General features: G+C 36.3%; 22 protein-coding genes. 20 read left to right on the top strand and 2 right to left on the bottom strand.

The window, feature by feature from the left end:
- Window positions 1–72 precede the first annotated feature (72 nt).
- The 3 genes from GJU43_RS02740 (at window position 73) to GJU43_RS02730 (ending at window position 2,223) form a co-directional block, all read left to right on the top strand.
- Complete coding sequence (locus GJU43_RS02740; protein WP_154339314.1) at window positions 73–486, top strand: DUF4293 domain-containing protein; 414 nt, start codon at window positions 73–75, stop codon at window positions 484–486.
- Window positions 487–640: 154 nt separating this feature from the next.
- Window positions 641–1,303 carry a response regulator transcription factor gene (locus GJU43_RS02735; protein WP_154339313.1) on the top strand — a complete coding sequence of 221 codons (663 nt, stop codon included), beginning with the start codon at window positions 641–643 and terminating at the stop codon, window positions 1,301–1,303.
- A 14-nt stretch (window positions 1,304–1,317) separates the two neighbouring features.
- Window positions 1,318–2,223: a sensor histidine kinase gene (locus GJU43_RS02730; RefSeq protein WP_154339312.1), complete on the top strand. Its 906-nt coding sequence runs from the start codon at window positions 1,318–1,320 to the stop codon at window positions 2,221–2,223.
- Window positions 2,224–2,227: 4 nt separating this feature from the next.
- Here GJU43_RS02730 and GJU43_RS02725 read toward each other — a convergent pair whose 3' ends face one another.
- Window positions 2,228–2,722: a metallophosphoesterase gene (locus GJU43_RS02725; protein WP_154339311.1), complete on the bottom strand. Its 495-nt coding sequence runs from the start codon at window positions 2,720–2,722 to the stop codon at window positions 2,228–2,230.
- A 307-nt stretch (window positions 2,723–3,029) separates the two neighbouring features.
- On the opposite strand from GJU43_RS02725, the gene truA reads away from it, so the two are divergent.
- The 11 genes from truA to GJU43_RS02670 all read left to right on the top strand — a co-directional run bounded on the left by truA (window position 3,030) and on the right by GJU43_RS02670 (window position 21,413).
- Window positions 3,030–3,764, top strand: a complete 735-nt coding sequence (gene truA, locus GJU43_RS02720) for a tRNA pseudouridine(38-40) synthase TruA (protein ID WP_154339310.1) — start codon at window positions 3,030–3,032, stop codon at window positions 3,762–3,764.
- Window positions 3,765–3,967: 203 nt separating this feature from the next.
- Entirely contained in the window at window positions 3,968–5,722 is a 1,755-nt protein-coding gene (locus GJU43_RS02715; RefSeq protein WP_154339309.1) for an ABC transporter ATP-binding protein, read from the top strand.
- Window positions 5,723–5,751: 29 nt separating this feature from the next.
- Complete coding sequence (locus GJU43_RS02710) at window positions 5,752–7,323, top strand: histidine kinase (RefSeq protein ID WP_154339308.1); 1,572 nt, start codon at window positions 5,752–5,754, stop codon at window positions 7,321–7,323.
- Between the two features lie 86 nt (window positions 7,324–7,409).
- Window positions 7,410–10,001, top strand: coding sequence for a zinc-dependent metalloprotease (locus tag GJU43_RS02705; RefSeq protein WP_154339307.1), 2,592 nt, complete (start codon window positions 7,410–7,412; stop codon window positions 9,999–10,001).
- Window positions 10,002–10,020: 19 nt separating this feature from the next.
- Complete coding sequence (locus GJU43_RS02700) at window positions 10,021–13,359, top strand: SusC/RagA family TonB-linked outer membrane protein (protein ID WP_154339306.1); 3,339 nt, start codon at window positions 10,021–10,023, stop codon at window positions 13,357–13,359.
- A gap of 12 nt (window positions 13,360–13,371) precedes the next feature.
- Window positions 13,372–14,691: a RagB/SusD family nutrient uptake outer membrane protein gene (locus GJU43_RS02695; RefSeq protein ID WP_154339305.1), complete on the top strand. Its 1,320-nt coding sequence runs from the start codon at window positions 13,372–13,374 to the stop codon at window positions 14,689–14,691.
- 236 nt (window positions 14,692–14,927) lie between these two features.
- On the top strand, window positions 14,928–15,692 hold the full coding sequence (locus GJU43_RS02690; RefSeq protein ID WP_154339304.1) for a LytTR family DNA-binding domain-containing protein: 765 nt from the start codon (window positions 14,928–14,930) through the stop codon (window positions 15,690–15,692).
- Window positions 15,693–15,892: 200 nt separating this feature from the next.
- Window positions 15,893–16,477, top strand: coding sequence for an HNH endonuclease (locus GJU43_RS02685; RefSeq protein ID WP_154339303.1), 585 nt, complete (start codon window positions 15,893–15,895; stop codon window positions 16,475–16,477).
- A gap of 205 nt (window positions 16,478–16,682) precedes the next feature.
- Complete coding sequence (gene lpdA, locus GJU43_RS02680; protein ID WP_154339302.1) at window positions 16,683–18,071, top strand: dihydrolipoyl dehydrogenase; 1,389 nt, start codon at window positions 16,683–16,685, stop codon at window positions 18,069–18,071.
- A gap of 429 nt (window positions 18,072–18,500) precedes the next feature.
- Complete coding sequence (locus tag GJU43_RS02675) at window positions 18,501–18,992, top strand: YgcG family protein (RefSeq protein WP_154339301.1); 492 nt, start codon at window positions 18,501–18,503, stop codon at window positions 18,990–18,992.
- Between the two features lie 513 nt (window positions 18,993–19,505).
- The gene (locus tag GJU43_RS02670) at window positions 19,506–21,413 is read left to right on the top strand and encodes an SPFH domain-containing protein (RefSeq protein ID WP_154339300.1); all 1,908 of its coding nucleotides are present in this window, start codon (window positions 19,506–19,508) and stop codon (window positions 21,411–21,413) included.
- Between the two features lie 80 nt (window positions 21,414–21,493).
- Here the strand turns inward: GJU43_RS02670 and GJU43_RS02665 are convergent, their stop codons facing one another.
- Window positions 21,494–21,712: a helix-turn-helix domain-containing protein gene (locus GJU43_RS02665; protein ID WP_154339299.1), complete on the bottom strand. Its 219-nt coding sequence runs from the start codon at window positions 21,710–21,712 to the stop codon at window positions 21,494–21,496.
- A 94-nt stretch (window positions 21,713–21,806) separates the two neighbouring features.
- Here GJU43_RS02665 and GJU43_RS02660 point away from each other — a divergent pair, with 94 nt between their 5' ends.
- From GJU43_RS02660 to GJU43_RS02635, 6 genes are all read left to right on the top strand, one after another.
- The gene (locus tag GJU43_RS02660; RefSeq protein ID WP_154339298.1) at window positions 21,807–21,989 is read left to right on the top strand and encodes a SymE family type I addiction module toxin; all 183 of its coding nucleotides are present in this window, start codon (window positions 21,807–21,809) and stop codon (window positions 21,987–21,989) included.
- A 69-nt stretch (window positions 21,990–22,058) separates the two neighbouring features.
- Window positions 22,059–22,988, top strand: coding sequence for an arginase family protein (locus tag GJU43_RS02655; protein WP_154339297.1), 930 nt, complete (start codon window positions 22,059–22,061; stop codon window positions 22,986–22,988).
- Window positions 22,989–23,054: 66 nt separating this feature from the next.
- Window positions 23,055–23,699: a suppressor of fused domain protein gene (locus tag GJU43_RS02650; protein ID WP_154339296.1), complete on the top strand. Its 645-nt coding sequence runs from the start codon at window positions 23,055–23,057 to the stop codon at window positions 23,697–23,699.
- A gap of 37 nt (window positions 23,700–23,736) precedes the next feature.
- Window positions 23,737–24,135: a hypothetical protein gene (locus GJU43_RS02645; RefSeq protein ID WP_154339295.1), complete on the top strand. Its 399-nt coding sequence runs from the start codon at window positions 23,737–23,739 to the stop codon at window positions 24,133–24,135.
- Window positions 24,136–24,156: 21 nt separating this feature from the next.
- Entirely contained in the window at window positions 24,157–24,669 is a 513-nt protein-coding gene (locus tag GJU43_RS02640; protein ID WP_154339294.1) for a hypothetical protein, read from the top strand.
- Window positions 24,670–24,910: 241 nt separating this feature from the next.
- Window positions 24,911–25,804, top strand: coding sequence for an NAD(P)H-binding protein (locus tag GJU43_RS02635; RefSeq protein ID WP_154339293.1), 894 nt, complete (start codon window positions 24,911–24,913; stop codon window positions 25,802–25,804).
- Window positions 25,805–25,816: the final 12 nt, after the last annotated feature.

Genomic DNA, 25,816 nt, shown 5'->3' with positions numbered 1-25,816 from the left:
TACGAATAAAATTTTATCATACAATAGTATTTATAAAAAAGAAAATATATTTTTGTAAAACAATTTTAGACCATGATACAACGAATTCAGACCGTATATTTAATTCTTACCTTCATCGTAACGGGGGTATTGGTGTTTTTTATTCCGCTTTGGACATTAAACAACGGAAAAGCATTTTATTTTATGCAGGATCAGGTGTACACCATTTTGTTGGGTCTGAGTACAATGCTTACGATTATCAGTATTATTTCATATAAGAAAAGACAAAATCAGTTTGTGATGGGCAGGCTGAACATAATATTAAACTTAATTTTATTAGGATTATTTGTATATCGATCACTAAATTTATCTGGAGAGACAGTTACTGTTTCAGAGAAAGGTATTGGGATGTTTCTTCCGATTGTTGCTATCGTGTTATTAGTGTTAGCTAATAAGGCCATCAAAAAGGACGAAGATCTTGTAAAATCTGTAGATCGTTTGAGGTAAACCTATAAACTTAATTTATTTGTGTGAAAAAACCCGGATTTTATAATTCGGGTTTTTTTGTGCGAAAAAATTAAAACAGTATTAGAGATTAACTAAAAGTATTTTTATTTGTAAGTTATTATTTATAAATTTGATCCCGATAGTAAAAAGGATAATGAAGGAGAAAATAAGAATACATTTAGCAGACGACCATCAGGTACTGATTGACGGTCTTGCTAATTTATTAAGCACTGTAACGGACTTTGAAGTAGTAGGTCATTCTTTGGACGGAACTACTATTTACGAAGATGTCTTAAAAAACAAAACAGATATTTTATTACTCGATATCAGCATGCCTGAAAAGGATGGGATTAAAGTACTTAAAGAATTCGGTCAAAAGAAATTTCCATGCAAAGTCATTATTCTTTCGAGTTATGATGATTTGAAAATAATAAAAGAGGTCATGAAATTGGGCGCCAAAGGCTATCTGACCAAAAAGTGTGCAGGTGAAAACATTATTGAAGCCATTACTGCGGTACATCATGATGAAGAATATTTTGACAATCATATCAGAGAAAAAATCTTTGCCAGCTTCACTAACAACAATCCTAAATTCAATAAAAAATCGTTTACCGAAAACCAGCTTCTGACCTCCAGAGAACTGGAAATAATTACTTTAATATCACTGGAATACAGTGGAAAGGAAATAAGCGAACAACTTTTTATAAGTCTGAGTACGGTAGAAACGCATCGAAAAAACATAATGAAAAAATTGAAAATCAAAAATATGATTGGTCTTGTAAAATATGCTTTAAAAAACAATTTGATAAATCCATAATTACGCTCTTTTCGATGTCAATTTCAAAAAAAATACTGATTCTTATACTTTTAGTAACAACTACAAGCTTTGCCTTGAGACCGCACATACTGCTTTTAGAAAAAACCGAAATCATCCCAACTTCAATAAAGAAGGAACAACTCCAGCTTATTAAAACTGACAATAAAAAGATCGTAAGCTTACTTATCATTCTTGTTATAATGCTCCTGATGTTATCGTATTTCTATTACCGCAATGGCGAATTAAAGCGAAAAAACAAACAAAAAGATATCAAACAAAAAATACAGCTCAATATCATTAATTCAGGGATTGACGGTCAGGAAAATGAGCGAAAAAAAATTGCCGCTTTTTTACATGATAATATAAATTCTTTACTTTCTTCCGTTGGTTTGCATCTCAATGCATTTTCAACGCAAAACAACATTCACTCTGAAGAACTCTCTAAGGCCAAAGCTATTTTAGAAGAGGCCCACGATCGGTTACGGGACATGTCACATGAACTGATACCTGCTCTTTTGATTCGTTTTGGACTTTTGCATGCTCTCGAAGATTTATGTGAGAAAAACACAACCCATCATATTCATTTTCAGTTTTTAAGTTCAATTCCGGGCGAAAAAAGATACCCGGAAAAATTCGAAATGAAAATTTACTTTATCGTATCTGAATTATTAAATAATATCATAAAGCACAGCGGGGCATCAAAAGCTCAGATTTCGTTGCGTGAAAACGAAAACTGGTTCATTCTTATTATTCAGGATAACGGAAGGGGATTTAATGCCGATAAACTAAACGAAACCGAAGGTTTTGGCCTTAACCGGATAAGGGCGCGAATTAAAAAATTAAAAGGAAGCATGACTATTCTTTCCAAAGAAAACGGAAACAACGGTACCTCTGTAAAAATAAAGATTCCGATTTCGTAAAAGGTTATTTTTTACCAATTTCAATGATTTCCAGATCTTTAATTTTATCGTCATCAATTACAAACCGCAACATGGTTCGCATTTGATGGAATCCGCTTTTGCCTGCTGCTCCGGGATTCATGTGCAATAAATTATTCTTTTTATCAAACATGACTTTCAGGATATGGGAATGCCCGCAAATAAATAATTTAGGTGGATTTGCCGCTATTTCTTCCCTGATATTCGGATTGTATTTCCCCGGATACCCCCCGATATGAGTGATCCAGACGTCTACATTTTCACATAAAAAACGGTTGTGCAACGGAAATTCCAATCTGGCTTTTGCGTCATCTATATTGCCATAGACACAACGTAAAGGTTTCAGTTTTTTTATAGTATCCGTAACATTCAGATCACCAATATCACCGGCATGCCAGACTTCATCGGCTTGTGCCACGTATTTTAAAATTACATCATCAATATGGCTGTGCGTATCGGAAAGAAGGAGGATTTTTTTCAATTTTTTTAAGGTACAAAGGTTCAGAGGCGCAAAGGTACAAAGATTTTTTGGGGAGGTGCAAAGGTTCAGAGAGACAAAGGCAAAAGGTTTTTCCTTTTAGCTATTGAACCACTAAGGTCGTTGGCAGCAAGTGCTACTTTTTTTTAACGTTTTTACAGACGCCGTGGAATAATAATTTAAACTTATCAAAACCACTAAAATATTTGTCTGAAAAGAAAACCTGTGAACCTCTGAACCTGTGAACCTTTGTACCTTCAAAGAAAAAAATCTTCGTACCTTTGCGCCTCAAAACCTATGAATCTTTACTTTGAGATATTTTATTCAATTCGCATACAACGGAACACACTATCACGGGTGGCAAATTCAGCCTAACGCCTCTTCTGTTCAGGAAACTTTAAACAAGGCTCTTTCGGTTTTGTTAAATTCTTCTATCAATGTTATGGGAGCCGGGCGAACTGATACGGGTGTGCATGCACAGCAAATGTATGCTCATTTTGATTTTGAAAATCCGATTGATATTGCGGTTTTAGTACACAAACTCAACTCCTATTTACCTAAAGACATTGCCATTTTTGATCTTATAAAGGTTCATGATGATGCGCATTGTCGGTTTGATGCGACGAAGCGAACGTACGAATATCACATCAACACTGTTAAAAATCCATTTCTGGAGGAATTGAGTTGGTATTTTAATCAAAAATTAGACGTAGTTTTGATGAATGAAGCCGCGAAAACCCTGTTGAATCATACCGATTTCCAGTGTTTTTCGAAAGTGAATACGGATGTCAATACATTTGACTGCACGATTTTTGAGGCGTACTGGACGCATGAAAACAACAAGCTTGTTTTTACGATTTCGGCGAATCGATTTCTTAGGAATATGGTTCGGTCCATTGTCGGCACTCTGATCAACATTGGCCTGCACAAAATTTCACTGGCAGATTTTGAAAACATTATTGCCAGTAAAAGCCGAGAAAAAGCCGGGTTTTCAGTTCCGGCACACGGATTATATTTAACTGAAATTGATTACGAATATATTTAGCTTTAGATTATATATGCTTTAGGCTATAAGCTTTAAGCATTAAGCTTAAAAACAAGCAAGCCTAAGCCTAAAGCAAAAAGCAAAAAGCAAAAAATAAAACAAGCGTAAAGCGTAAAGCGTAAAGCTTAAAGCTTAAAGCAAAAAAAAGCAAGCATTAAGCCTGAAGCGTATAGCCTAAAGCCTAAAGCTTAAAGCAAGAAAAAATGAAAGCAAAAGCATTTGATACCCGTTTATTCAAACGAATCCTAAAATATACCAAACCTTACAAAGGGCGCTATTACGGCGTTATTATCTTTGCCGTTTCACTGTCCGTTTTTGCAGCACTCCGTCCCTATTTATTAAAACAAACGGTCGACGGCTATATCAAAACACACGATCAGCATGGATTGCTGATGTATATTATTTTGATGGGCGTTGTTCTTCTGATGGAAGTTTTCTCCCAGTTTTATTTTGTGTACTGGGCCAACTGGCTCGGACAGGATATTGTAAAGGATATCCGTACCAAACTTTTCAAACATATATTGAGCTTCAGGATGAAGTATTTTGATTTGGTTCCGGTGGGTCAATTGGTCACCCGATCGGTTTCTGATATTGAATCGATTGCCCGAATTTTCAGCCAGGGACTTTTTATGATTATCAGTGACCTGATGAAAATGCTGGTGGTACTGATTTTTATGTTTTACATGAACTGGAAACTAACCTGGATTGTGGTCGTTGCCATGCCAATACTGGTTTACATTACCCGAATTTTTCAGCGTAAAATGCAGGTTGCTTTTGAGGAAGTTCGTACGCAGATTGCCAACATGAATTCGTTTGTTCAGGAACGTGTTACCGGAATGAAGATCGTACAGCTTTTTAACCGGGAGCGAATCGAAGCCGAAAATTTTAAAGAAATAAACAACAAACACAAAGTGGCCTGGATAAAAACCATTCTGTACAACTCGATATTTTTCCCGATTGCCGATATTATTTCATCGATTACCCTTGGACTGGTAGTGGTTTATGGCGGATTCCGGATTCTGAACGGGGACCATTTTACGACTTTTGGGGATTTGTTTTCCTATACGATGTTCATCGGAATGCTGTTTAATCCTTTGCGACAGATTGCGGATAAATTTAATGAGATGCAGCTGGGCATGATTGCGGCCAATCGTGTCTTTGATATTATTGACACACAGGATCACATTCAGGATACCGGAACGCTGGAAGCACCTGTTTTTGATGGAAGCATCGAATTTAAGGAAGTCCGTTTTAGTTACATTCCGGAGGAAGAAGTCATAAAAGGAATTGATTTATCGGTTGCTTCGGGTCAAACTATAGCTATTGTCGGATCAACAGGTGCGGGAAAATCGACTATTATTAATTTACTGAATCGCTTTTACGAAATTAACAGCGGAACTATTTATATTGACGGCCAGAATATCGAGAACTATACGCTGGCTTCGCTAAGAAAACAAATTGCCGTGGTTTTACAGGACGTGTTTCTGTTTGCCGATACGATCTACAACAATATTACCTTACACAACCCGGAGATTACCCGGGAACAGGTTTTGAATGCCGCCAAAAAAATCGGAGTACATGATTTCATTATGAGTCTGCCGGACAATTATGATTTTGATGTTAAGGAACGTGGTGTTATGCTTTCTTCAGGACAACGTCAGCTAATTGCTTTTTTACGTTCTTATGTGAGTAACCCGAGTATTTTGATTTTAGATGAAGCTACTTCGTCTATTGATACCTATTCGGAAGAACTGATTCAGCGTGCAACCGAAACCATTACAAGAGGAAGGACTTCAATTATTATTGCACACCGACTGGCCACCATTGTAAACGCAGACAAAATTGTAGTGATGGACAAAGGTTTAATTGTGGAACAGGGAACCCATCAGGAATTGCTGAACAAAACCGACGGCTATTACAAAAACCTGTACGATTCACAATTTTCAGTGGCGAATTAATTTTTCAATTCTAAACAAACAATTCTTTTTTGAAATTCAGATTTAGCAATATCACCTCCAGAAGAGCGTTCCTGATTTACGGAACTATCTCTATTTTGCTTACCGTAATTTCGGTATATTTCCTGAGTAGCTTAATTACGGATCTCACTGAAAAATCTAATGAGGAGGCTGCACAACGAAATTTTATCAAGAAGCAGGAGTTTATGTCGCAGGAGTTTTCAAAATTTCTGGAACAGGAAAATCAGATTAAAAATGTTGTAAAGATTAGTAATTCGAAAAACCTTTCTGCCAATCTGGAAGTGCTGAGTTCCATTCAGATGACAAGTTCTTTGCTAACCAATAATTGGTTTAAGATTAATGACCGTGAAATTCATTTTGGGAATGATACTGTTTCTACTGCATTAAAAAACAACATTCGCGATTTTGTACTTCAAAACACCACTGCACAACACATCAGCACCGTTATTCCTCAGGGTAAAGAATGGATATGGAGAATTTATTTCAAGTTGGTTTCTCCTGACAATACCACTGTGCGATATGGTTATGATATCAATTTAAAAGCATTGCACGATTATTTTGCAACAATTGACGGTACTGCACCCAATTATGCTTTTGTATTTGATCAGAAAGGAACCTGCATCTTTCACCCTGAATCCGACTTTATAGGAAAAAATGTCTACGATATTAGTTCACTAAAGGCTTCAGACACTATTTTCAACAAAAACCAAGATTATGTAAAAAGGGTAACTTTATCGGAATACCTTAAACTTGATGTCATCCGGTTTACTAAAAGAGTGAACTTAAAAGGTTCCCACTGGTACATTTGTGTTAGTTTTCCAAAAGATTTTGTCGTGGAAGATGTGACTACCATAAAAAAGTATACCACTTTAATCTATTCGATTACCACTGTCATGCTTCTTCTGATTTTCTATCTGTTTACATATGCCAACCGAAGAGCGTATCAGGAAAAAGAAGTGGTTATTCAGGAAAAAAATACACTACTGGTAGAAAACGAAAAAATTGTCAAGGAAAAGGCACTGATGCAGTTACAGCAATTGATAGAACAAATCAATCCGCATTTTTTATTCAATTCGTTAAACTCCCTTTATATGTTAATTGACAGCGATATAAAAACAGCGCAGAAATTCACCCTGAATCTGTCCCGTATTTATCGTTATCTAATTGATCCGCCAGAAAAAAATATTGTGCTGCTTAAAAATGAACTGTTATTTATAGAGAAATATATTTTCCTGCAGCAAACCCGTTTCCGGGAAGAGTTATTTTTTTCTATTGAAATTGAGGACGAATCGGCTTTGACTAAGAGTCTTCCGTACCTCGCATTTCAGATCGTAATCGAAAATGCCATTAAACATAATATGGCTACTTCGGAAATTCCTTTGCACACCAGAATTGTTATTAAGGCTGATCACGTTGTTATTTCTAATAATCTGCAGCCAAAACAAAATTCAGAACCAGGCACTAAATTTGGGTTAAATTACCTGAGGAGCATTTACAGTTATTATTCGAAAACTGATTTCCAGGCTACAGAAAAAGAAGGCAATTTCGTATGTATTTTGCCTTTAATTGACATTCACTCCTAAAAAAAAGCCATTCACTCCTTTTCCTTTTTTTTTTGACCGGATAACAAATATTTTCGAGCAAAAATTAACCTAAAATTAACACCACAATGAGGAGAAAGGCAATCCTGTGTAACTTAAAAGTAATCGTCGCATTAGTTTTATTTTTATTAGGCCCTATTTCTGTTTTTTCACAAAAGAATAAGAAAAAAGACAATACTACTGAAATAGCAAAAGACACCACTTCTTCGAAAAAAGGAAAAAAATACGATGACCTTGTAAAAAAAGGAACCGTAAAAAAAGGTCTTTTTAATATTATCCAGGTTAAAACAGATGTTTATTTTGAAATTCAGGACAGTTTATTCGAAAGGGAATTTTTAGTAGTAAACAAATTATCCCAGGTTCCTTTTCAGGTTAATGATTTCGGATTCAATAAAGGAATGAATTACGAAAACAAAGTAATCCGTTTCTATAAAGATACAGTAGCAAAGAAAGTTTGGGTAAAATCTTATCTGCCTAAAGTTTCTTCTCCGAAAGACGATGCGATAACCGCTTCGGTAAAAGATAATTTTTCAGAATCTATTATTGAAGTATTTGATATTGAAACCAAAAATAATGATTCGACTTCGGTTGTTATTAAGGTCAACAAAATTTTTGACGGAAAACAAAAAAGCTTTAACGATGTCCTGAGCAATATCGACTTTGGAGGTTCGGTACAATCGAATTTATCCTATATCGAAAGTTCAAAAGCATTCCCGAAAAATGTGGTAGTAAAATCACAGTTAACGACTTCTGTTAGTGAAGGAGGCCCTGCTTTATCGGTAACCCTTGGTGTGACAAGCAATATTGTTCTACTGGATAAAGTTCCGATGAAGCCCCGTTTTTCTGATAACCGCATTGGTTATTTCACAGAAAAACACTGGTATTTTGCCGATGCCCAACAGGCAATGGTTGAAAAAGAACTCATTACCCGATGGAGATTAGAACCTAAAAAGGAAGATGAAGAAAGATATCTGAAAGGTGAATTGGTGGAACCTAAAAAACCTATTGTTTATTATATTGATCCTTCGACTCCAAAACAGTGGCGAAAATATATTATTGACGGTGTTCACGACTGGCAGGTTGCTTTTGAAAAAGCCGGTTTTAAAAATGCAATAATTGCCAAAGAGCCTACAGAAGCCGATTTGGATTTTGATATTGACGATGTACGTTATTCTGTTATTACTTATGCTGCTTCGCAAAAGTCAAATGCGATGGGACCATCGGTTGTTGACCCAAGAAGTGGTGAAATTATTGAAGCCGATATCATCTGGTGGCATAATGTAATGACGTCTTTACAGAGCTGGATGCGTATTCAGACCGGGCCAATTGATCCGAAGGCAAGAGGAAATACCTTTAGCGATGAACATATGGGAGAAGCGATCCGCTTTGTATCGTCTCACGAAGTAGGTCACACTTTCGGGCTGAAACATAATATGGGTGCTTCTTTTGCTTATGATGTTGAGTCTTTGCGTTCTAAAGAATTCACGGCAAAAATGGGTGGAACGGCTCCTTCGATTATGGATTATGCACGTTATAATTATGTGGCACAACCAGAAGATAATGTTACGGCTATCACTCCAAAAATTGGGGAATATGATAAATACGCTATCGAATGGGGATACAGATGGTATGCAAATAATGATAATGAGAGATTAAAACTGAATTCCCTGATTACTTTACATCAAAACGATCCGATTTATTTTTATGGCGAACAGCAGGGAGAAGTAATTGATCCGCGTTCCCAATCGGAAGATTTAGGAAATGATGCTGTAAAAGCAAGTGAATACGGATTGAAAAACTTAAAACGTGTCGTAGATAATATTTTAGACTGGACGTACGATAAGGATCAGTCTTATTACGAAACGGCTAAATTATACATTGGAACCATTGGTCAATGGCAATTGTACAACCGTCACGTATTAAACAATATTGGTGGTATGTACCTTAACGTAACGGTTCACGGAGACAACAAACAAAGCTACGTTCCGGTTCCTGCCGTCATGCAAAAAAGAGCAGCAGACTATTTAGTAAAGAATGTAATTACAATTCCGCAATGGTTGTTTTTTAATTCGGTTTTAGACAAAACGAATCCGTTAAAAGATTCTCCACTAGGGCCTTATGAATATACACCTTACACTTTGGCAAGAGAATTACAATGCGGAATATTGTACGATTTATTGAGCGATGAACGTTTATTAAGAATGACGGAGAATGAGTTATACCAGCGAAATGAAACCAAAGAAAAGGTTTTTACCGTAAATGAATTGTTCAAAAAATTACATCAGGAGATTTTTGCCCCAACGATCTTAAACAAATCACTAACGATTCTAGAGCGTATGACCCAAAAGAATTATGTAGATATTTTAATTATATCAACAAATAAAATATTTGAAAAAACGGAACCTAAGAAGACAGTTGATTTACACACCTTAAACATGCCTCAGTTATGTACGTATATGCAGGACGGAGAAATGATACGAAACATTAATCAGTACTCTTTAAAAAGAATTACAGAAGTCACTTCTGATAAAAAAGGAGAACTTGGAAAAGTGCTTCAGCTTTTAAAAAGCAAAAAGAATACCGGAGATCAGTCTACCCAGAACCATTATACCGATTTAATACAAAGAATTGAAAAAGCATTAAGTAACACAACCTTTTAATAAATAACCCCCCAAAAACATGAGAAAAATTTTACATGCCCTACTGCTTCTCCTGGCCATCGCAGGATACTCGCAGGAAACCCGAACTATTACGGGTATAATACTAGACGAAGCGGATCAGTCGCCAATACCCGGTGCATCGATTTTTGTTGAAAACAATTCCATTTCAAACAAAACATCCTATGCCGGAATTATTCAAAGTGAAGGAATCGGAACAACAACCGATTTTGATGGTAAATTTACCCTGAAAATAGCAAAGAATATTACTTCTTTGAGAGTTACTTTTATGGGATACAAATCGTATACTCTTGAATTAGATGCTCAGAAAAATTATACGGTTAGCTTAAAATCTGAGACTGCAAAGCTTCAGGAAGTAGTGGTAACAGGTTACCAGAAAATTGAGAAAAGAAAACTTACTTCTGCCGTTACAAAAATTGATATGTCTGCGATCCAGCAAACAGGGGTTTCCAGTATTGACCAGTTGTTAGTTGGACAAATTGCGGGGGTTGCCGTTAGTACTCCGTCAGGAGCACCCGGAGCACCGGCAAAAATCAGAATCAGGGGTACTGCTTCTTTAAGTGGTACACAAGATCCTTTATGGGTATTGGATGGTTTACCATTAGAGAACAATGAAGTTCCAAAAAACTACGATAAGGACAATATTGATAATCTTACTAATTATTCTATCGCTGGTTTAAACCCGGATGATATTAAAGATATTACTATTTTAAAAGATGCTGCTGCAACTGCTATTTATGGTGCACGTGCCGCAAATGGTGTAATAGTAGTAACTACTAAAAAAGGTAGAGCCGGTAAAATGGTCGTAAGTTTCAATACAAATACCTTTATTACACAAAGACCTGAATTTTCTAAATTAAACTTAATGAACGCAAGTGAGAAAGTCGATTTAGAGCTTAGCATGGCAGGACGTGAAGATTTAACTTATAGAGACACCGGTGGTGATATTGCTCGTATCCTTAACGGATCGAATGAATTAGCAGCTTTCAGAGCCGGTGGATTCTCTTCTTTAAGCCCTCAGACACAACAATCTATTAACAGCTTAAGAGGAAACAATACCAACTGGGGTAACTTATTGTACCAGACTGCCATAAATACACAACACGGTTTAAGCTTATCCGGAGGTGGTGAAAAATCAGATTACTATTTCTCTTTAGGATACTATGATGAGAAAGGAACAACTATTGGAACCGGTTTCAAACGTTACAACTTAACGTTAAAAAACAACTATGAAATCACAGATAAATTCAAAGTTGGTGTTGGAATCTTCGCATCTGAAAATAAGACTACGTCATACTTAACAGATACGGATGCCTTTACTAACCCTGCAAATTACTCCAGAAATGTAAACCCGTATTTAACTCCTTACAATGCTGACGGAAGTTATAAATATGATAAAGACATTTCAGGTTATTCAGATCGTTACGTGCCTTTTAACTTCCTTGAAGAAAGAGCCAATACCTCTTATGATTTAAAAACCAGAGCTGTAAAAGCGTTATTGGATGCTGAATATAAAGTAACTAAAGACTTAAAAGTAACAAGTCAGTTAGGTTTACAACTGGACAATACGTCTAGTGAAAAATATGCCGGTAAAGAAACTTATTACACGAGAAAACAAAGAGAAAAATCAAGATATTTCTCAAACGGAGCTTTCAATTATTTCCTTCCTGATGGTGGTGTGATTCAAAACAGTAATACTGACTTTTTTCAGTACAACCTGAAAACAATGATCAACTACACTACAGTTATAGGAGAGAAACATGAAATTGAAGCAATGGTGGGTAATGAGTTAAGAAGAAATTACAATACCTCTGTTGCTACTAAAGGATTTGGTTTTGATAAAAATAATTTAACTACACAACAAATTATTTTCCCAACGTCATCTTTTGCTAATGACGCTGATTACAGAACTTACGCTAAAACTAAAAATGAAAATGCTTTCGCTTCCTTTTTTGCAACGGCATCTTATACGTATGACAAAAAGTACAGCTTCTTTGGAAGTGTTAGATATGATGGTTCCGATTTATTTGGTGTAGATCCTAAATATAAATACTTACCACTTTGGTCTACTTCTGCTTCATGGGCAGTTTCTGAAGAAGATTTCTTAAAAGATAATTTAACACTTTCTAACTTAAGACTTCGTGCTTCTTACGGATTACAAGGGAACATTGACAAAGGAACTTCTCCTTATGTAGTAGGAAGAGGTAGTAGTGCCATTATTTTACCGGGACAAACAGAACCTACACTTGTAGTGGAAAGCCCGCCAAATGATAAATTACGTTGGGAAAAAACAACAAATACCAACTTAGGTATGGATCTTGGTTTATTCAATAACCGTATCAGCATTGTAACTGATTTATACGGAAGAAAAAGTACAGACCTTATTGGTTTAAGAGCACTTCCGTTAGAAAATGGTTTTGAATACACGAATTTAAACTGGGCACAAGTAAGCAATAAGGGTTACGAAATTACTTTGTCTACCAAAAATATCGATCGTCCAAACTTTAAATGGAATACAAGCATTAACTTTTCTCATAACAAAAGTAACATTGACCGTATCGAAGTACGTGACACTGATTACCTGCCGAACAGAGAAGGACGTGGTGTAAATGCTGTTTTTGGATTTAAAACAAACGGAATTGACGAAAACGGGTATCCTTTATTTGTAAACAAAAAAGGAGAAACGGTAAACACTCAGACATTCTTTGGTCTATTTGATCCTTATGCTGACTTCTTCCCTGGAGAATTGACACAGTCAAAATTATCAGCAAGTGAATTCAGAGATTTGTTTACGTACTTAGGAGACAAAGACCCTAAATTTACAGGCGGTATCACGAATACTTTCAAAGTAAGTAATTTTGATCTTACCATTGCTGCTTCTTTTAATTTAAAACAAACAGTAGTAAGAACTCCTCCTTACAACGGAACAACAGTTGACAGAGGACAAAATTACAGTAATGAAATTTTGAATGCATGGTCACCAACGAATACATCCTCTAATTTACCTGCAATTAATGGTAAAGATTCAGGAACAGGAGATTCTTACATGGCATACCTATGGTATTCAGGACAAAACCAAATCCCGACTTACAATTATTTAGATACATGGGTTAGCGAAATGAGTTATATGAGATTGAGCAGTATGCGTTTAGGTTATACATTCCCTAAAGCGTTTACAGACCAAATCAACATTCAAAGCATCCGATTTAATGTTGAGGCAAGAAACTTATTCGTAATCAGTTCTGACTACAAAGGGTATTTTGACCCTGAAACATTCGGAAACATTTATGCACAACCAGTTCCTAAGTCATTTACTTTAGGATGTAATGTAACTTTCTAATAAAATTTAAAGATGAAAAAATTCTCAAAATATATAGCTCTTTTTGTTGCAGCACTTGCGGTAACAAGTTGCGACGATTACCTGGATATTACACCTGTAGGTCGTGTTATTCCACAAACACTTGAACAATATCGTGCTGTTTTAACAACAGGTTATGCAAGTTATCCGGAACACAAATCATTGACTGCAGTTCGTACAGATGAATTGACAATGAATGAATTTAGCGATGAATTAAATGTTTACAAAGACATTTATACCTGGAAAGATTCTAATCCGGACCGTATTACCTTTACGTTCCAATATCAGGATCTGTATACTGTAATTTTCTACACGAATGTGGTAATCAACGAAGCAGCTTCAAAATTAGACGCTTCACCTGAAAAAAACCAATTAGTAGGAGAAGCTTATGCCTTAAGAGCAATGGCATACTTTGATTTGGTAAACCTTTTTGGTAAACCTTACAACGCTGCAACGGCAGGTTCAGACAAAGGAGTTCCTTTGGCACTTGAGATCGATTTAGAGCAGGCTTTTGTACCTGAAAGTGTTGGAGTAATTTACAATCAGATTATTGCCGATACGCAGGAAGCAGAGAAATTAATCAATTTAGATACACAGGCAACAGGTAAAAACTACCGTTTTTCTAAAGCTGCATTATTTAGTTTAGAAAGCCGTATCTTTTTGTACCAACAACAATGGCAAAAATCTTTTGATGCTGCCAACAAAGCCTTAGCGATCAACAGCACTTTAGTGGACCTAAAAGCTACGCCGGTTTTCGCAACTAAATTCAATTCGAAAGAATCAATTTTAGCGCTTGAAGACGGATACATTAACGGTCTTAAAGGAACATCTTATGCTTCACCTGAATTAATTGCGGCTTACAGCAAGACTACTGATTTACGTTTTCCTCTTTACTTTTTAGCAAACGGAAGCCGTTTCAGAATTCAAAAAGGAGGTAACGATGATCAAAAATGTTCTTTCAGAACTTCTGAGTTGTATTTGACGAAAGCAGAAACTGCGTTAAAACTGAATAATATTGGTGATGCTAAAACAACTGTTTTAAGCTTTATCAAAAACAGATATACTGCTGCAGGATATACACAACTTGAAACTACTGTCAATGCAATGAATGCTGCTGATTTAACCAACTTCATTTTGGAAGAAAGACACCGTGAATTTGCTGTTGAAGGACACCGTTGGTTTGATTTAAGAAGAACAACACAAAAAGAAATCATCCATACCTTAGATGGTGATACTTACAAACTGATACAAAACGATCCGCGTTATACCATTATCTACCCGGCAAATGCGAGATTAAACAATCCCAATCTATAATACCTATTGTTTTTTTTGAAAGAGGTCCAGTTGCAAAACTGGGCCTCTTTTTGTTTATTACAGCAGTAAAATAAAAACATATTAGCTGATTTAAACGCTCTCGTTAAACAAAATCACTTCAAAATTTCAATAAAAAAACAATTCAGGATCATCGATTATAAAGCTTAACTAATATATTTGCAGAGTCAAATACCCGCTTTGTAATAGTACCAAAGCAATACACCATTCAAAAGAAGATGAAAATTGCCATTGTTGAAGATGAATATCTTGCTTCGAGTTATCTGAAATCTATTTTAGAACAGCAAAATATTGTACCGATCGCAGAAATAACAGTTTTAAAATCGGTAAAAGAAGCTGTTGTTTTTTTTGCTGAAAATAACGTTGACCTGGCTTTTATGGACATTCATCTCGGCGACGGAAAAAGTCTCGAAATTTTCGAAAAAACCATTATCGCCTGCCCTGTTATTTTCGTTACAGCTTATGATTCTTACGCCATAAGGGTTTTCAAACATTTTACGATCGATTATCTCCTGAAACCTTTTGAAGAACAGGAATTGTTTGAAGCACTGGAGAAATTCAAAAAAATAAAAAACACTTTCAACAGCGATGCTACCATACAGTCACTTGTTGCAATCGAAAATCCCGAAACCAGCAAAATCCAGCGCCACTTTTTAGTGAACCACGGATACAAACTTATTTCTGTCAACGAAAATGATATTACCTATTTTGTAGCTTCCGGCAAACACCTGTTTATTTATTTAAATTCAGGAAACAGCCATTTGTACAACAATACCCTTACCGATATCATTCACAATCTGGATCCGGTTATTTTCTTTAAAGTCAACAGAAAATATATTGTAAACAGAAACATTATCAAAGAAGTCATCAAACATTCAAACCAGAAAATCGAACTGAAACTTACCGTTCGACCTGTAGAAGACGACCCCATAATCATCAGCAAAAAGGAAATAAACAATTTCAAGAATTGGCTTGACCAGTAATTTTTTGATAATTTCTACTTCAAAAACATCTTCTTTTTTAAATTTTAGGCAGTAAAATCCGTTTTCAAATGCTAAAAAAGTTCTTAAAAAAGTTAAAATAGCGTTATAAGAATCATAAAACTGAGTCTCATAACCAATCCAATAGCCTTTCTCCTTTTTGAATTTTTTATATTTGAGAATCAAATCAAATGTAAAAGACAATGCCAATAAATAGATTTTATCCAAACGAAGAATTCAAAGAAATAGAAATAAATGCCTCTTTACAGCTTAGATATGCCATTTCAAACAGAGGACGATTAATAAGTTTTACCGACGAAATACAAAACGGCCGGCTTTTAAAAGGAGGGCTAAGTGACGGATATCCGACCTTCCGCTTTAAAGTAAAGAAAGACGACAATATTGTCAACAAATACCTGTTTTTATACAAATTAGTAGCACAGTATTTTATTCCTAAAGAATCCGAAGAACAAATTTATGTCCTTCATTTAGATTACAACAGAAGCAATGATGATGTCAGTAACCTGCGTTGGGCAACAAAAGCCGAAATGATGGAACACAGCCGCAAAAGCCCGCATGTAATCCAGGCCAAAAAGAATCTGATCGAACACAACCTAAAAGCCGACGGAAGAAAATTAACCACCACCAAAGTGATGTTAATCAAGAAAATCCTCGCCAGACCGGAACAAAAAACACGTCTGAAAATGATTGCCAAGCAATTTGGCGTAAGCGAAATGCAAATCAGACGCATTGCCAGCGGTGAAAACTGGGGACATATTAAGGTTTAACCGGCTTTAGTAAAACGTTAAAGGTAAAATGTGAGATGTAGGATATTTAAACCAACATTTCACATTTTACCTTTTTACTTTTTTACAACTTACTATTTTTTTAAAATAAATCCTTAAATTCGCAATCACAAATAACAAAGAAATTGAAAATGAGTTTCGGATTCATAAACTTCATTTTCGGTAGTAAATACTAAAAGCAAAAAAAATGAAATACGACGTTATTGTTTTAGGAAGTGGTCCCGGCGGATATGTTACAGCGATCAGAGCTTCTCAATTAGGTTTTAAAGTAGCTGTAGTTGAAAAAGAAAGCCTTGGTGGTGTATGTTTGAACTGGGGATGTATCCCGACAAAAGCATTGCTAAAATCAGCTCAGGTTTTTGATTATCTGAAACACGCTTCTGACTACGGATTAAAAGTTTCTGAATTTGATAAAGATTTCCCTGCTGTGGTACAACGCAGCCGTAATGTGGCAGAAGGAATGAGCAAAGGAGTTCAGTTCCTGATGAAAAAAAACAAAATTGACGTCATAGAAGGTTTTGGAAAACTAAAACCGGGAAAAAAACTGGACGTTACAGACAAAGACAATAAAGTTACCGAATATAGTGCAGATCATATTATCATTGCAACCGGAGCACGCTCCCGTGAGTTACCAAACTTACCTCAGGATGGTGTAAAAGTAATCGGATACCGTCAGGCAATGACATTACCAACACAACCAAAATCTATGATTATCGTAGGTTCAGGAGCAATTGGAGTAGAGTTTGCACATTTCTACAACTCAATGGGAACAGATGTTACTATTGTAGAGTTTATGCCAAACGTGGTACCGGTAGAAGACGAAGATATCTCAAAACAATTTGAAAAATCTTTGAAAAAAGCAGGTATTAAAGTAATGACCAGTTCTTCTGTAGAATCATTGGATACTTCAGGAGCGGGCGTAAAAGCAACGGTAAAAACAGCCAAAGGAGAAGAAATTCTTGAAGCTGACATCGTACTTTCTGCAGTTGGAATCAAAACAAACATTGAAAACATAGGTTTAGAAGAAGTTGAAATTGCTGTTGACAGAGATAAAATCTTGGTAAACGCTTACAACCAAACCAATATTCCGGGTTATTACGCCATTGGAGATGTTACTCCGGGGCAGGCTTTAGCTCACGTAGCTTCTGCTGAAGGAATCAACTGTGTTGAAAAAATCAAAGGATTACACGTAGACCCAATCGATTACGGAAATGTTCCTGGTTGTACTTACGCAACTCCTGAAATTGCTTCTGTTGGTCTGACTGAAAAACAAGCCAGAGAAAAAGGATACGATTTAAAAATTGGTAAATTCCCCTTCTCTGCTTCAGGAAAAGCAAAAGCAGCAGGTAACTCAGATGGATTCGTAAAAGTTATCTTCGATGCTAAATACGGAGAATGGTTAGGATGCCACATGATTGGTGCCGGAGTTACAGATATGATTGCTGAGGCAGTTGTAGCGCGTAAACTGGAAACTACAGGTCATGAAATTCTAAAATCCATCCACCCTCACCCAACAATGAGCGAGGCCGTTATGGAAGCTGTGGCAGATGCTTACGGCGAAGTAATTCACTTGTAATACAAAGCCGTTTTACGGTTACATATAATTTTCAATTTAAAAATCCGGTTTGCTCAGGCAAATCGGATTTTTTTTTAAGATGATTTTGATGTAAAGTTTTGTGTATGATTTTGAGAATAGTTTTTTATTATTTTCACGCAAAGTCGCAAAGTCGCAAAGTTTTAAATCCCCTTGCTTAAAACAGGACCGTTTTATTTAAAGCTTTTTTTTACTAAATCACCAATTCTTAAAGCATAGAAAAAAAACTTTGCGACTTTGCGTCTTTGCGTGAGATTTATTAGAAAAAATAAGGTTTGCAGAAGCAAGTCTTATACATCAAAGTACCTCAAAATCCCATAAATAAAAATAGTAACCTTTTAGTATCAAATTACAAGACGAATTCTAACAATAAAGTGGTAATTTTGCGGCTCCCCAAAAAACAAATCTACCATGAAAAAAATATTTTTCATTATTGCGCTTTCTGTTATTTTTTCGAATAGCTTTTTTGCCCAAACAAAAACCGGAACACAAAACATCTTCGAAAAAAAGTACGATTACGTCAATGACTTCGAAAAAATTCTGACTCCGAAAGAGGTACAGACATTAAGTGCAACTTTAAAATCCTGTGAAACAAAAACCGGACACAAAATTATTATCGTGACTACCTCCTCCATAAGTCCCTACACAGATCTTAGCGATTACTCTTTAGATCTTGATAAATATCTCAATGGCAGCCTGAAAATTGATGCTTCTATTATACTGGTGATAAGCAAACAATTAAGGCAGATACAAATTCGCGGACTTGACAAATTACGTAACAAACTTAGCGACAAAGAAGTAGAAAGCATCGTATCTACTTTTGTAATTCCCGAACTAAAAAAAGGAGATTACTACAAAGGTTTACAAGAAGGTACAGACCGAATTATAAAAAAACTGGAATAGAAGAAACTCTGATTTGATCTAAAAACAAATAGACAAAAGGTATAATTTGAATAAAATATCTTTATTCTTTTAGAAATCATTGTCATCCTAAGCGAAGTCGAAGGGCATCCTGAGCGGAGTCGAAGGCTTTTTTACATGAAAGGGGGCTTCGACTCCGCTCAGCCTGACCATAGTTTTGAATTACACCCAAAGAGTTAAATTTAAATTTAAATCCGGTTCGCGAAAGCAAGCCGGATTTTTTTTGTCTCCATTTGGTTTTTAAAAATCCTCAAAACCCTTTCCCTCCTATTACATCCCCAAAACAAAACAATTACCCTTTTAAATTGTTAAAACCCAAAATACCAATCATAGTTGACAGAGTAAAAAATCGTGTCACAAATTGACAATTCCAACGATATAAAATTGAGTTAATTTTAACATTTCTGTCTAAAAAAAGCCAAATGTTAATTTTAAAAATATTTTATTTTAATAGGAAATATTTCCCTTACGTTTGTACCATAAACTCAAATAACTATGACTGAAATTACTTCTTATTGGTGGGTACTATTACTGGTATTCTCCATTTTATTTTACAAATTTGTACTTCGTGTATTTTTTGGAATGGTAATCGTTCCCGAAGACAAAATTGGTCTTGTGACCAAAAAGTTCGTTTTGTTTGGTGCCGACAAATCCCTTCCTGATGGCAGAATCATTGCTACAAAAGGAGAAGCAGGTTATCAGGCACAAACTTTAGCTCCCGGATTGTACTGGGGAATGTGGATCTGGCAATACACCGTAGACATGACCGGATTTACCATTATTCCCGAAGGCAAAATCGGGCTTGTTTTAAGTAAAGACGGGAAGGAAATCCCAACCGGACGTATCCTGGCCCGAAAAGTAGACAGTGATAACTTTCAGGATGCGACCGCTTTCTTAAACAATGGAGGTCAGAAAGGACGCCAGACGGCTTTTATTACCACAGGTTCGTATCGTATTAATACCTTTCTGTTTGAAATTGTAATCGCAGATCAGATCAAGATTTACGAAAACATGATCGGAATTGTTACGGCTCTGGATGGTGAACCAATTCCGCAAGGACAAATCGCCGGAAAATTTGTAGAAGGACACAACAACTTCCAGGATTTCGATCAGTTTCTGGACAAAGGCGGAAACCGTGGTCTACAGCCTCAGGTCATGTTGGCCGGTTCCTATTACATCAATACCTGGGGAATTCTGATTGAACAAAATCCAATGACCGATGTGCCGATTGGTTATGTTGGGGTTGTCATCTCTTATATTGGTGAAGACGGACAGGATGTTACCGGTGATACTTTCAAACACGGAAATATTGTTTCAAAAGGACAGCGTGGCGTCTGGATGGAACCACTGGGTCCCGGAAAATATGCCTTAAACAAATACACCACGAAACTCGAAGCCGTTCCGACCACCAACCTGGTTTTAAACTGGGCCAATGCACGAAGCGAGTCTCATGATTTAGATAAAAACCTGTCTACCATTACCGTTCGTTCCAAAGATGGTTTCCCGTTTAATCTGGATGTGGCACAGATTATTCACGTTCCCGCTGCCGAAGCACCAAAAGTGATTGCCCGTTTCGGAAGCATGAACAACCTTGTTTCTCAGGTTTTAGAGCCTACGATTGGTAACTATTTCAGAAACTCGGCTCAGGACAGCGATGTGATTTCGTTTTTGTCGACTAGAAAAGAACGTCAGGAATCTGCCAAAAACCATATCAAACTGGTGCTAGACGAATACAATGTAAATGCCGTTGATACCTTAATTGGTGATATCGTTCCGCCGGATTCCTTAATGAAAACGCTAACCGACAGAAAACTGGCCGAAGAAGAGCAAAAAACTTATCAAACCCAAAGAATGGCGCAGGAACAACGTCAGGGAATGGAAAAAGAAACGGCAATTGCCGACATGCAGAAAGAAATCGTTCGTGCTTCACAAAGTGTTGAAATTGCACAACGTACCGCCGATGCCACCGTTAAGAAAGCAGAAGGTGATGCCACGAGTTTAAAACTAAATGTAAACGCCGAAGCAGAAGCCACAAAAATGCGCGCCAATGCTGAAGCAGAAGCTACAAAAGCCAGAGCAGGTGCACAAGCCGAAGCGACCAAACTTAACGCAAGTGCAGAAGCCGAAAGAATTTCCAAAACAGGTTTAGCCGAAGCGGAAAAAATCATGGCCATTGGTAAATCTACAGCCGAATCGTATCAGTTACAGGTTACGGCGATGGGTGGTGATAATTTCACCAAATACAAAGTTACCGAGGAAATTGGTAAAGGAAACATCAAAGTAATTCCGGATGTATTGATTACCGGAAACGGTGGTTCTGATGGTTCGATCAGCGGTTTATTAGGTTTGAAACTCATGGAAATGATGGACACCGACAAAAACGTAAAGAATCCTAAAAAATAATTTATTTCAATTTTTAATACTAAATCCGATTTGTGAAAACAGGTCGGATTTTTTTTCATTACATAATTTTAAGTCAGTCACTATTTGAAATCAACTAATTTAGATAGTGAAATTTCTAAAGCAATTGCAATTTCAAACAGAGTATAAAGTGTAGGATTCACTTTTCCATTTTCAATTTTTTCAATAGACTGACGGTCTTTATGGCAGGCTCTCGCCAAGTCAGACTGGCTCCAACCTTTTTTATCCCGGAGTTCAATAATTCGTTGACCTATTTTTTCTTTTAACTTATCTCGTGTCATAAATCAAATGTCATGCAATTTGCTGACAAATTTGTCATATTAAAATACGACATGTCGATTATTTATCTTACATTTGTCATATAATTATACGACAATGATACATTCAAGAAAACTAAAAATTCACGCGATATACAAATCAAGAAATCGCAAAATCACAACAACTCCTGTAATAAGACTTGCTGGCAAATGGCTTAAAGAACTTGGATTCATTGAAGGTCAAATGGTACACATAAAACAACAAAAAAATAAGCTCACCATTACGATTGAAAAAAAATAGAAATAATCATTTTTCTTTCAACCAAAAAAACAGCGATATTTAATAACTTTATCACTAAATAATAAGGTTATGAAAGAGATTTATATTGTTGAATTTCCATCCAATTTAGGATTAAAAGAACCGCAACCCGGAAAAGAACCCGGCGTAAAAAACCTGCCCGATTGGTTCTGGAAACATAATTTACACAAAATCATTCAGCCCAATAATACTGTAAGACTTGATGCGCCAAAGTATTCCAATAAAAGAGACACCGAAACGCAAATTCTCAATGCCAATTCATTAGCCGATTACGCCAGAGAACAGGCTTACTCAATCAACAACTTACTTTCCCAGAATAAATTTCCGTTCGTACTGGGAGGAGATTGCAGTATTCTCCTCGGAGTTGCTATTGCCTTAAAACAAAAAGGAAATTACGGCTTATTTTATCTGGACGGACATACCGATTTTATGGATGTTTCCTTATCCGAAACCGGAGGTGTGGGCGGAATGACAGCATCGATAGTCAGCGGTAACGGACCTGAAAAACTAACCAATATACTCGATTTAAAACCTTATATAAAAGAAGAAAACCTTTGGTGCGTGGGCAACCGCGAATACGATGACGCCTATGAAAATGAAATTCGCAATTCTTCCGCGACTTACATAAGTCTTGAGAAATTAAGAGAACAAGGTATTTCAAACTGTATTCAGTCTTTTCTTTCTGAAGTTAAAAATAAAAACCTCGACGGATTCTGGCTCCATATCGATGCAGACGTTTTAAACGATTCCATAATGCCCTGTGTAGACAGCCGCACTCCTGATGGTCTTACTTATGAGGAATTTAATGAGCTTACGGCCTATTTGTTTCAAAGTGATCAGCTAACCGGACTCGAAATCACCATTTTAGACCCTGATCTCGACAAAACCGGTCAGTACACCAAAGATTTTGTACAAAACTTCACGACTACATTCAAAAAAAACAACACCATAAATCCTTCACCTGAAGATCAGGATATCTAAAATTTTATTTTAAATTAGTTCAGGAAAGGTGTTTTAAAAAACCGGACGATTTAAATTTTCGCAAACATGACATTAGAAGAATACAAAAAAGAATTTACAGAAGACGATGCCGTTGGCTGGTTAGAAATCGATAAACAATTCGACCGCCTTTACCCAAATCAGGAACCCAAACATTTTGCTCCGGCGATCTCGTATATGCTCGGAGGAGAACATCCGCTTGACGGTGTAAGTATTTACGAAAGCAAAAAGCAAACGGATCATTTTCATTTTGTAACCTATGGCTTTTCGGAATTGTATTATAATGAAGAAAAATTGGACAGTGAATACAGTAAATGGGGATTTGAACTTACTTTCAGATTAAAACCCTTTGCCGGTGACACTGAAAACCCGGGCTGGGCAGTGGCGTTGCTGCAAAACATCGCCAAATACGTGTTTAGTAGTGGAAACTGGTTTGAAGAGTTTCATTATATGCCTGCAAACGGACCTATTCGACTCGATACCGAAACTGAAATCACCGGATTGCTATTTGTAACCGATCCCGAAATCGAAAAAATAGAAACGCCGCATGGTGAAGTTACTTTTCTCCAAATTGTCGGAATTACTACCGCGGAATTCGACGCAATAAAAGAAGGCCGCAGAACGGTTGAAGAAGTAGTAAACGAATTAAAAGAAAACAATCCTTTATTAATTACCGATCTTACGAGAAAATAATAAACAGAGCCCTCTTACACCCTAATCCAGAACAAAAATGATAAAAAAAATTGCTTTCCTATTGGTATTCTTTCAATTACTTTCCTGCAGCAGCAACAGTAAAATAGGTGCTTCCAGTGAAAACTCCTTAAACGGAAAGTGGAGCTGGGTCAGTTCGACAGGAGGTTTTATAGGTTCAACGCTTACACCAGCATCTGAGAAAAAGACAATGACTATTGAAATTTCAAACTCCACTATCAAAAGATATGAAAATGGAAAATTGCTGTCTGAAAATACTTTTGAAATAAAAACCCAGAATTCGATTTACGGAGATAACAAAAAAATGATTGTCATAGAAGACAGGCCAAGTCAGTCTTTTGAAGTAAAAGACAACAAATTATATTTAAATGATGAATGTAATGATTGCTATCAATCGGAATACGTTCGAATAAAATAAAAACGATAATCAATCCTTAAAATGAATAAAATAAAAATTGTACTGGCACTTCAGCTGATTTTCTTTTGCTCGTACGCAAGCCCAAAAGTACATCAGCCCGTAATTGACAGCCCTAAAGAAATGACTTTCGACAAAAGTGAACTGGCCAAAAAATGGCTCGTAAAAGCTATTGAAAATTTCTTCAAACAGGAATCTGCCGATATGAGTTCCATAACGACAAAAAGTTATAACGAATACAAATCCGACGCGATGAATATCGATATGGGCGAAGAAAGCCTGACGTTAGAACAGTTCAATAAAAAATGGAAAAAGAAATATGATGTAAAACAGGTCGGATATGATGGTTTTCTAATCTCTGGCCATGACTGGGGGAAAATTGTGGTTTCTAAATGTGACTTAATAAGTGCTAAAGGAAATGTATATATCTTTCAGGTCATCATAAAAGATACCCAATATAAAGCCACCAACAAAAGAGACATCAAAGTGATCGAATCCGGGAAATCATTTTTAATTGATGATGTGAAGGAATATTAGCCGTTAAAACGACAAAATTCAAAGTTTAAATTCTAAATTCCAATAATCTAAAATTCCAAATTCCAAATCTTCAGTACAACAATCCAACAATCCAACAATCTAAAAATCTAACAATCTAACAATCTAATAATCTAATAATCTAATAATCTAAAAAACCCACTTTCTGGCTACGACAATAGTAGTTTTGGCTAAATCTGTTCTTTGAATCTTGCGCAACTTTGTACTATAAAATAACATACAAATGAAAATTATTATTACAGGTTCCCTTGGGAACATCAGCAAGCCACTGGCTCAGGAGTTAGTACAAAAAGGACATAAGGTTACGGTAATTAGCAGCAGTACTGAAAAACAGGCAGAAATTGAAGATTTAGGCGCTTCAGCAGCTATTGGTTCTGTCGAAGATGTAGCATTTTTAACCAAAACTTTTACAGGAACAGATGCCGTTTATTGCATGATTCCGCGTGCTAATTATTTCGATCCGGCGCTTGATCTTGATGCTTTTACCCGTAAAATCGGAGATAATTACGCTGAAGCTATTGAAAAATCAGGTGTAAAACGCGTCGTTTTTTTAAGTAGTATTGGCGCACATTTAGAACAAAATTCCGGAATTATTCAGCGTTATAATGAGATCGAAAGCGTTTTGAAAAAACTGGATGTCTCCATTACCTTTATGCGTCCGACTTCATTCTTTTATAATTTGGAGGCTTATATTCCGCAGATTAAATTTCAGGGCGTTATTGCTACGAATTACGGTGCTGATAAAATGATACCCTGGGTTTCTCCCCTGGACATCGCAGCAGCGATTGCAGAAGAAATTACGACTCCGCTTAATGGCAAAAAAGTACGTTATGTAGCTAGTGAGGAACTTACAGGAAATGAAACAGCTCGTATTTTAGGTGCCGCAATCGGAAAACCGGATTTAAAATGGGTTCTGATCAGTGATGAAGAAGCCCTAAACGGTTTAGTAAATGTGGGCATGCAGCCCAAAATTGCAGCAGGTCTGATTGAGATGTACGCCGGACTTTACAGCGGTTTACTGGGAGAAGATTATTACGAAAACAGGCCCGCAGTAATGGGAAAAACAAAACTGGCTGATTATGCCAAAGAATTCGCTTCCGTTTATAATCAGAAATAAGTACCTTAGACT

It is taken from the genome of Flavobacterium sp. LC2016-23, assembly GCF_009674775.1.
Lineage (GTDB): Bacteria > Bacteroidota > Bacteroidia > Flavobacteriales > Flavobacteriaceae > Flavobacterium.
Note: the sequence above shows the minus strand (reverse complement) of the source record. Positions and strands in the feature narration are given on the sequence as shown.

What these genes read in the sequence shown, in the direction of transcription:
- GJU43_RS02705 (WP_154339307.1), top strand. Translation starts at nt 7,410, where the DNA reads ATGAGGAGAAAGGCAATCCTGTGTAACTTAAAAGTAATCGTCGCATTA.
- GJU43_RS02695 (WP_154339305.1), top strand. Translation starts at nt 13,372, where the DNA reads ATGAAAAAATTCTCAAAATATATAGCTCTTTTTGTTGCAGCACTTGCG.
- GJU43_RS02730 (WP_154339312.1), top strand. Translation starts at nt 1,318, where the DNA reads ATGTCAATTTCAAAAAAAATACTGATTCTTATACTTTTAGTAACAACT.
- GJU43_RS02655 (WP_154339297.1), top strand. Translation starts at nt 22,059, where the DNA reads ATGAAAGAGATTTATATTGTTGAATTTCCATCCAATTTAGGATTAAAA.
- GJU43_RS02670 (WP_154339300.1), top strand. Translation starts at nt 19,506, where the DNA reads ATGACTGAAATTACTTCTTATTGGTGGGTACTATTACTGGTATTCTCC.
- GJU43_RS02645 (WP_154339295.1), top strand. Translation starts at nt 23,737, where the DNA reads ATGATAAAAAAAATTGCTTTCCTATTGGTATTCTTTCAATTACTTTCC.
- GJU43_RS02685 (WP_154339303.1), top strand. Translation starts at nt 15,893, where the DNA reads ATGCCAATAAATAGATTTTATCCAAACGAAGAATTCAAAGAAATAGAA.
- GJU43_RS02715 (WP_154339309.1), top strand. Translation starts at nt 3,968, where the DNA reads ATGAAAGCAAAAGCATTTGATACCCGTTTATTCAAACGAATCCTAAAA.
- GJU43_RS02640 (WP_154339294.1), top strand. Translation starts at nt 24,157, where the DNA reads ATGAATAAAATAAAAATTGTACTGGCACTTCAGCTGATTTTCTTTTGC.
- GJU43_RS02635 (WP_154339293.1), top strand. Translation starts at nt 24,911, where the DNA reads ATGAAAATTATTATTACAGGTTCCCTTGGGAACATCAGCAAGCCACTG.
- GJU43_RS02650 (WP_154339296.1), top strand. Translation starts at nt 23,055, where the DNA reads ATGACATTAGAAGAATACAAAAAAGAATTTACAGAAGACGATGCCGTT.
- GJU43_RS02690 (WP_154339304.1), top strand. Translation starts at nt 14,928, where the DNA reads ATGAAAATTGCCATTGTTGAAGATGAATATCTTGCTTCGAGTTATCTG.
- GJU43_RS02740 (WP_154339314.1), top strand. Translation starts at nt 73, where the DNA reads ATGATACAACGAATTCAGACCGTATATTTAATTCTTACCTTCATCGTA.
- GJU43_RS02665 (WP_154339299.1), bottom strand. Translation starts at nt 21,712, where the DNA reads ATGACACGAGATAAGTTAAAAGAAAAAATAGGTCAACGAATTATTGAA.
- lpdA (WP_154339302.1), top strand. Translation starts at nt 16,683, where the DNA reads ATGAAATACGACGTTATTGTTTTAGGAAGTGGTCCCGGCGGATATGTT.
- GJU43_RS02675 (WP_154339301.1), top strand. Translation starts at nt 18,501, where the DNA reads ATGAAAAAAATATTTTTCATTATTGCGCTTTCTGTTATTTTTTCGAAT.
- GJU43_RS02700 (WP_154339306.1), top strand. Translation starts at nt 10,021, where the DNA reads ATGAGAAAAATTTTACATGCCCTACTGCTTCTCCTGGCCATCGCAGGA.
- GJU43_RS02660 (WP_154339298.1), top strand. Translation starts at nt 21,807, where the DNA reads ATGATACATTCAAGAAAACTAAAAATTCACGCGATATACAAATCAAGA.
- GJU43_RS02735 (WP_154339313.1), top strand. Translation starts at nt 641, where the DNA reads ATGAAGGAGAAAATAAGAATACATTTAGCAGACGACCATCAGGTACTG.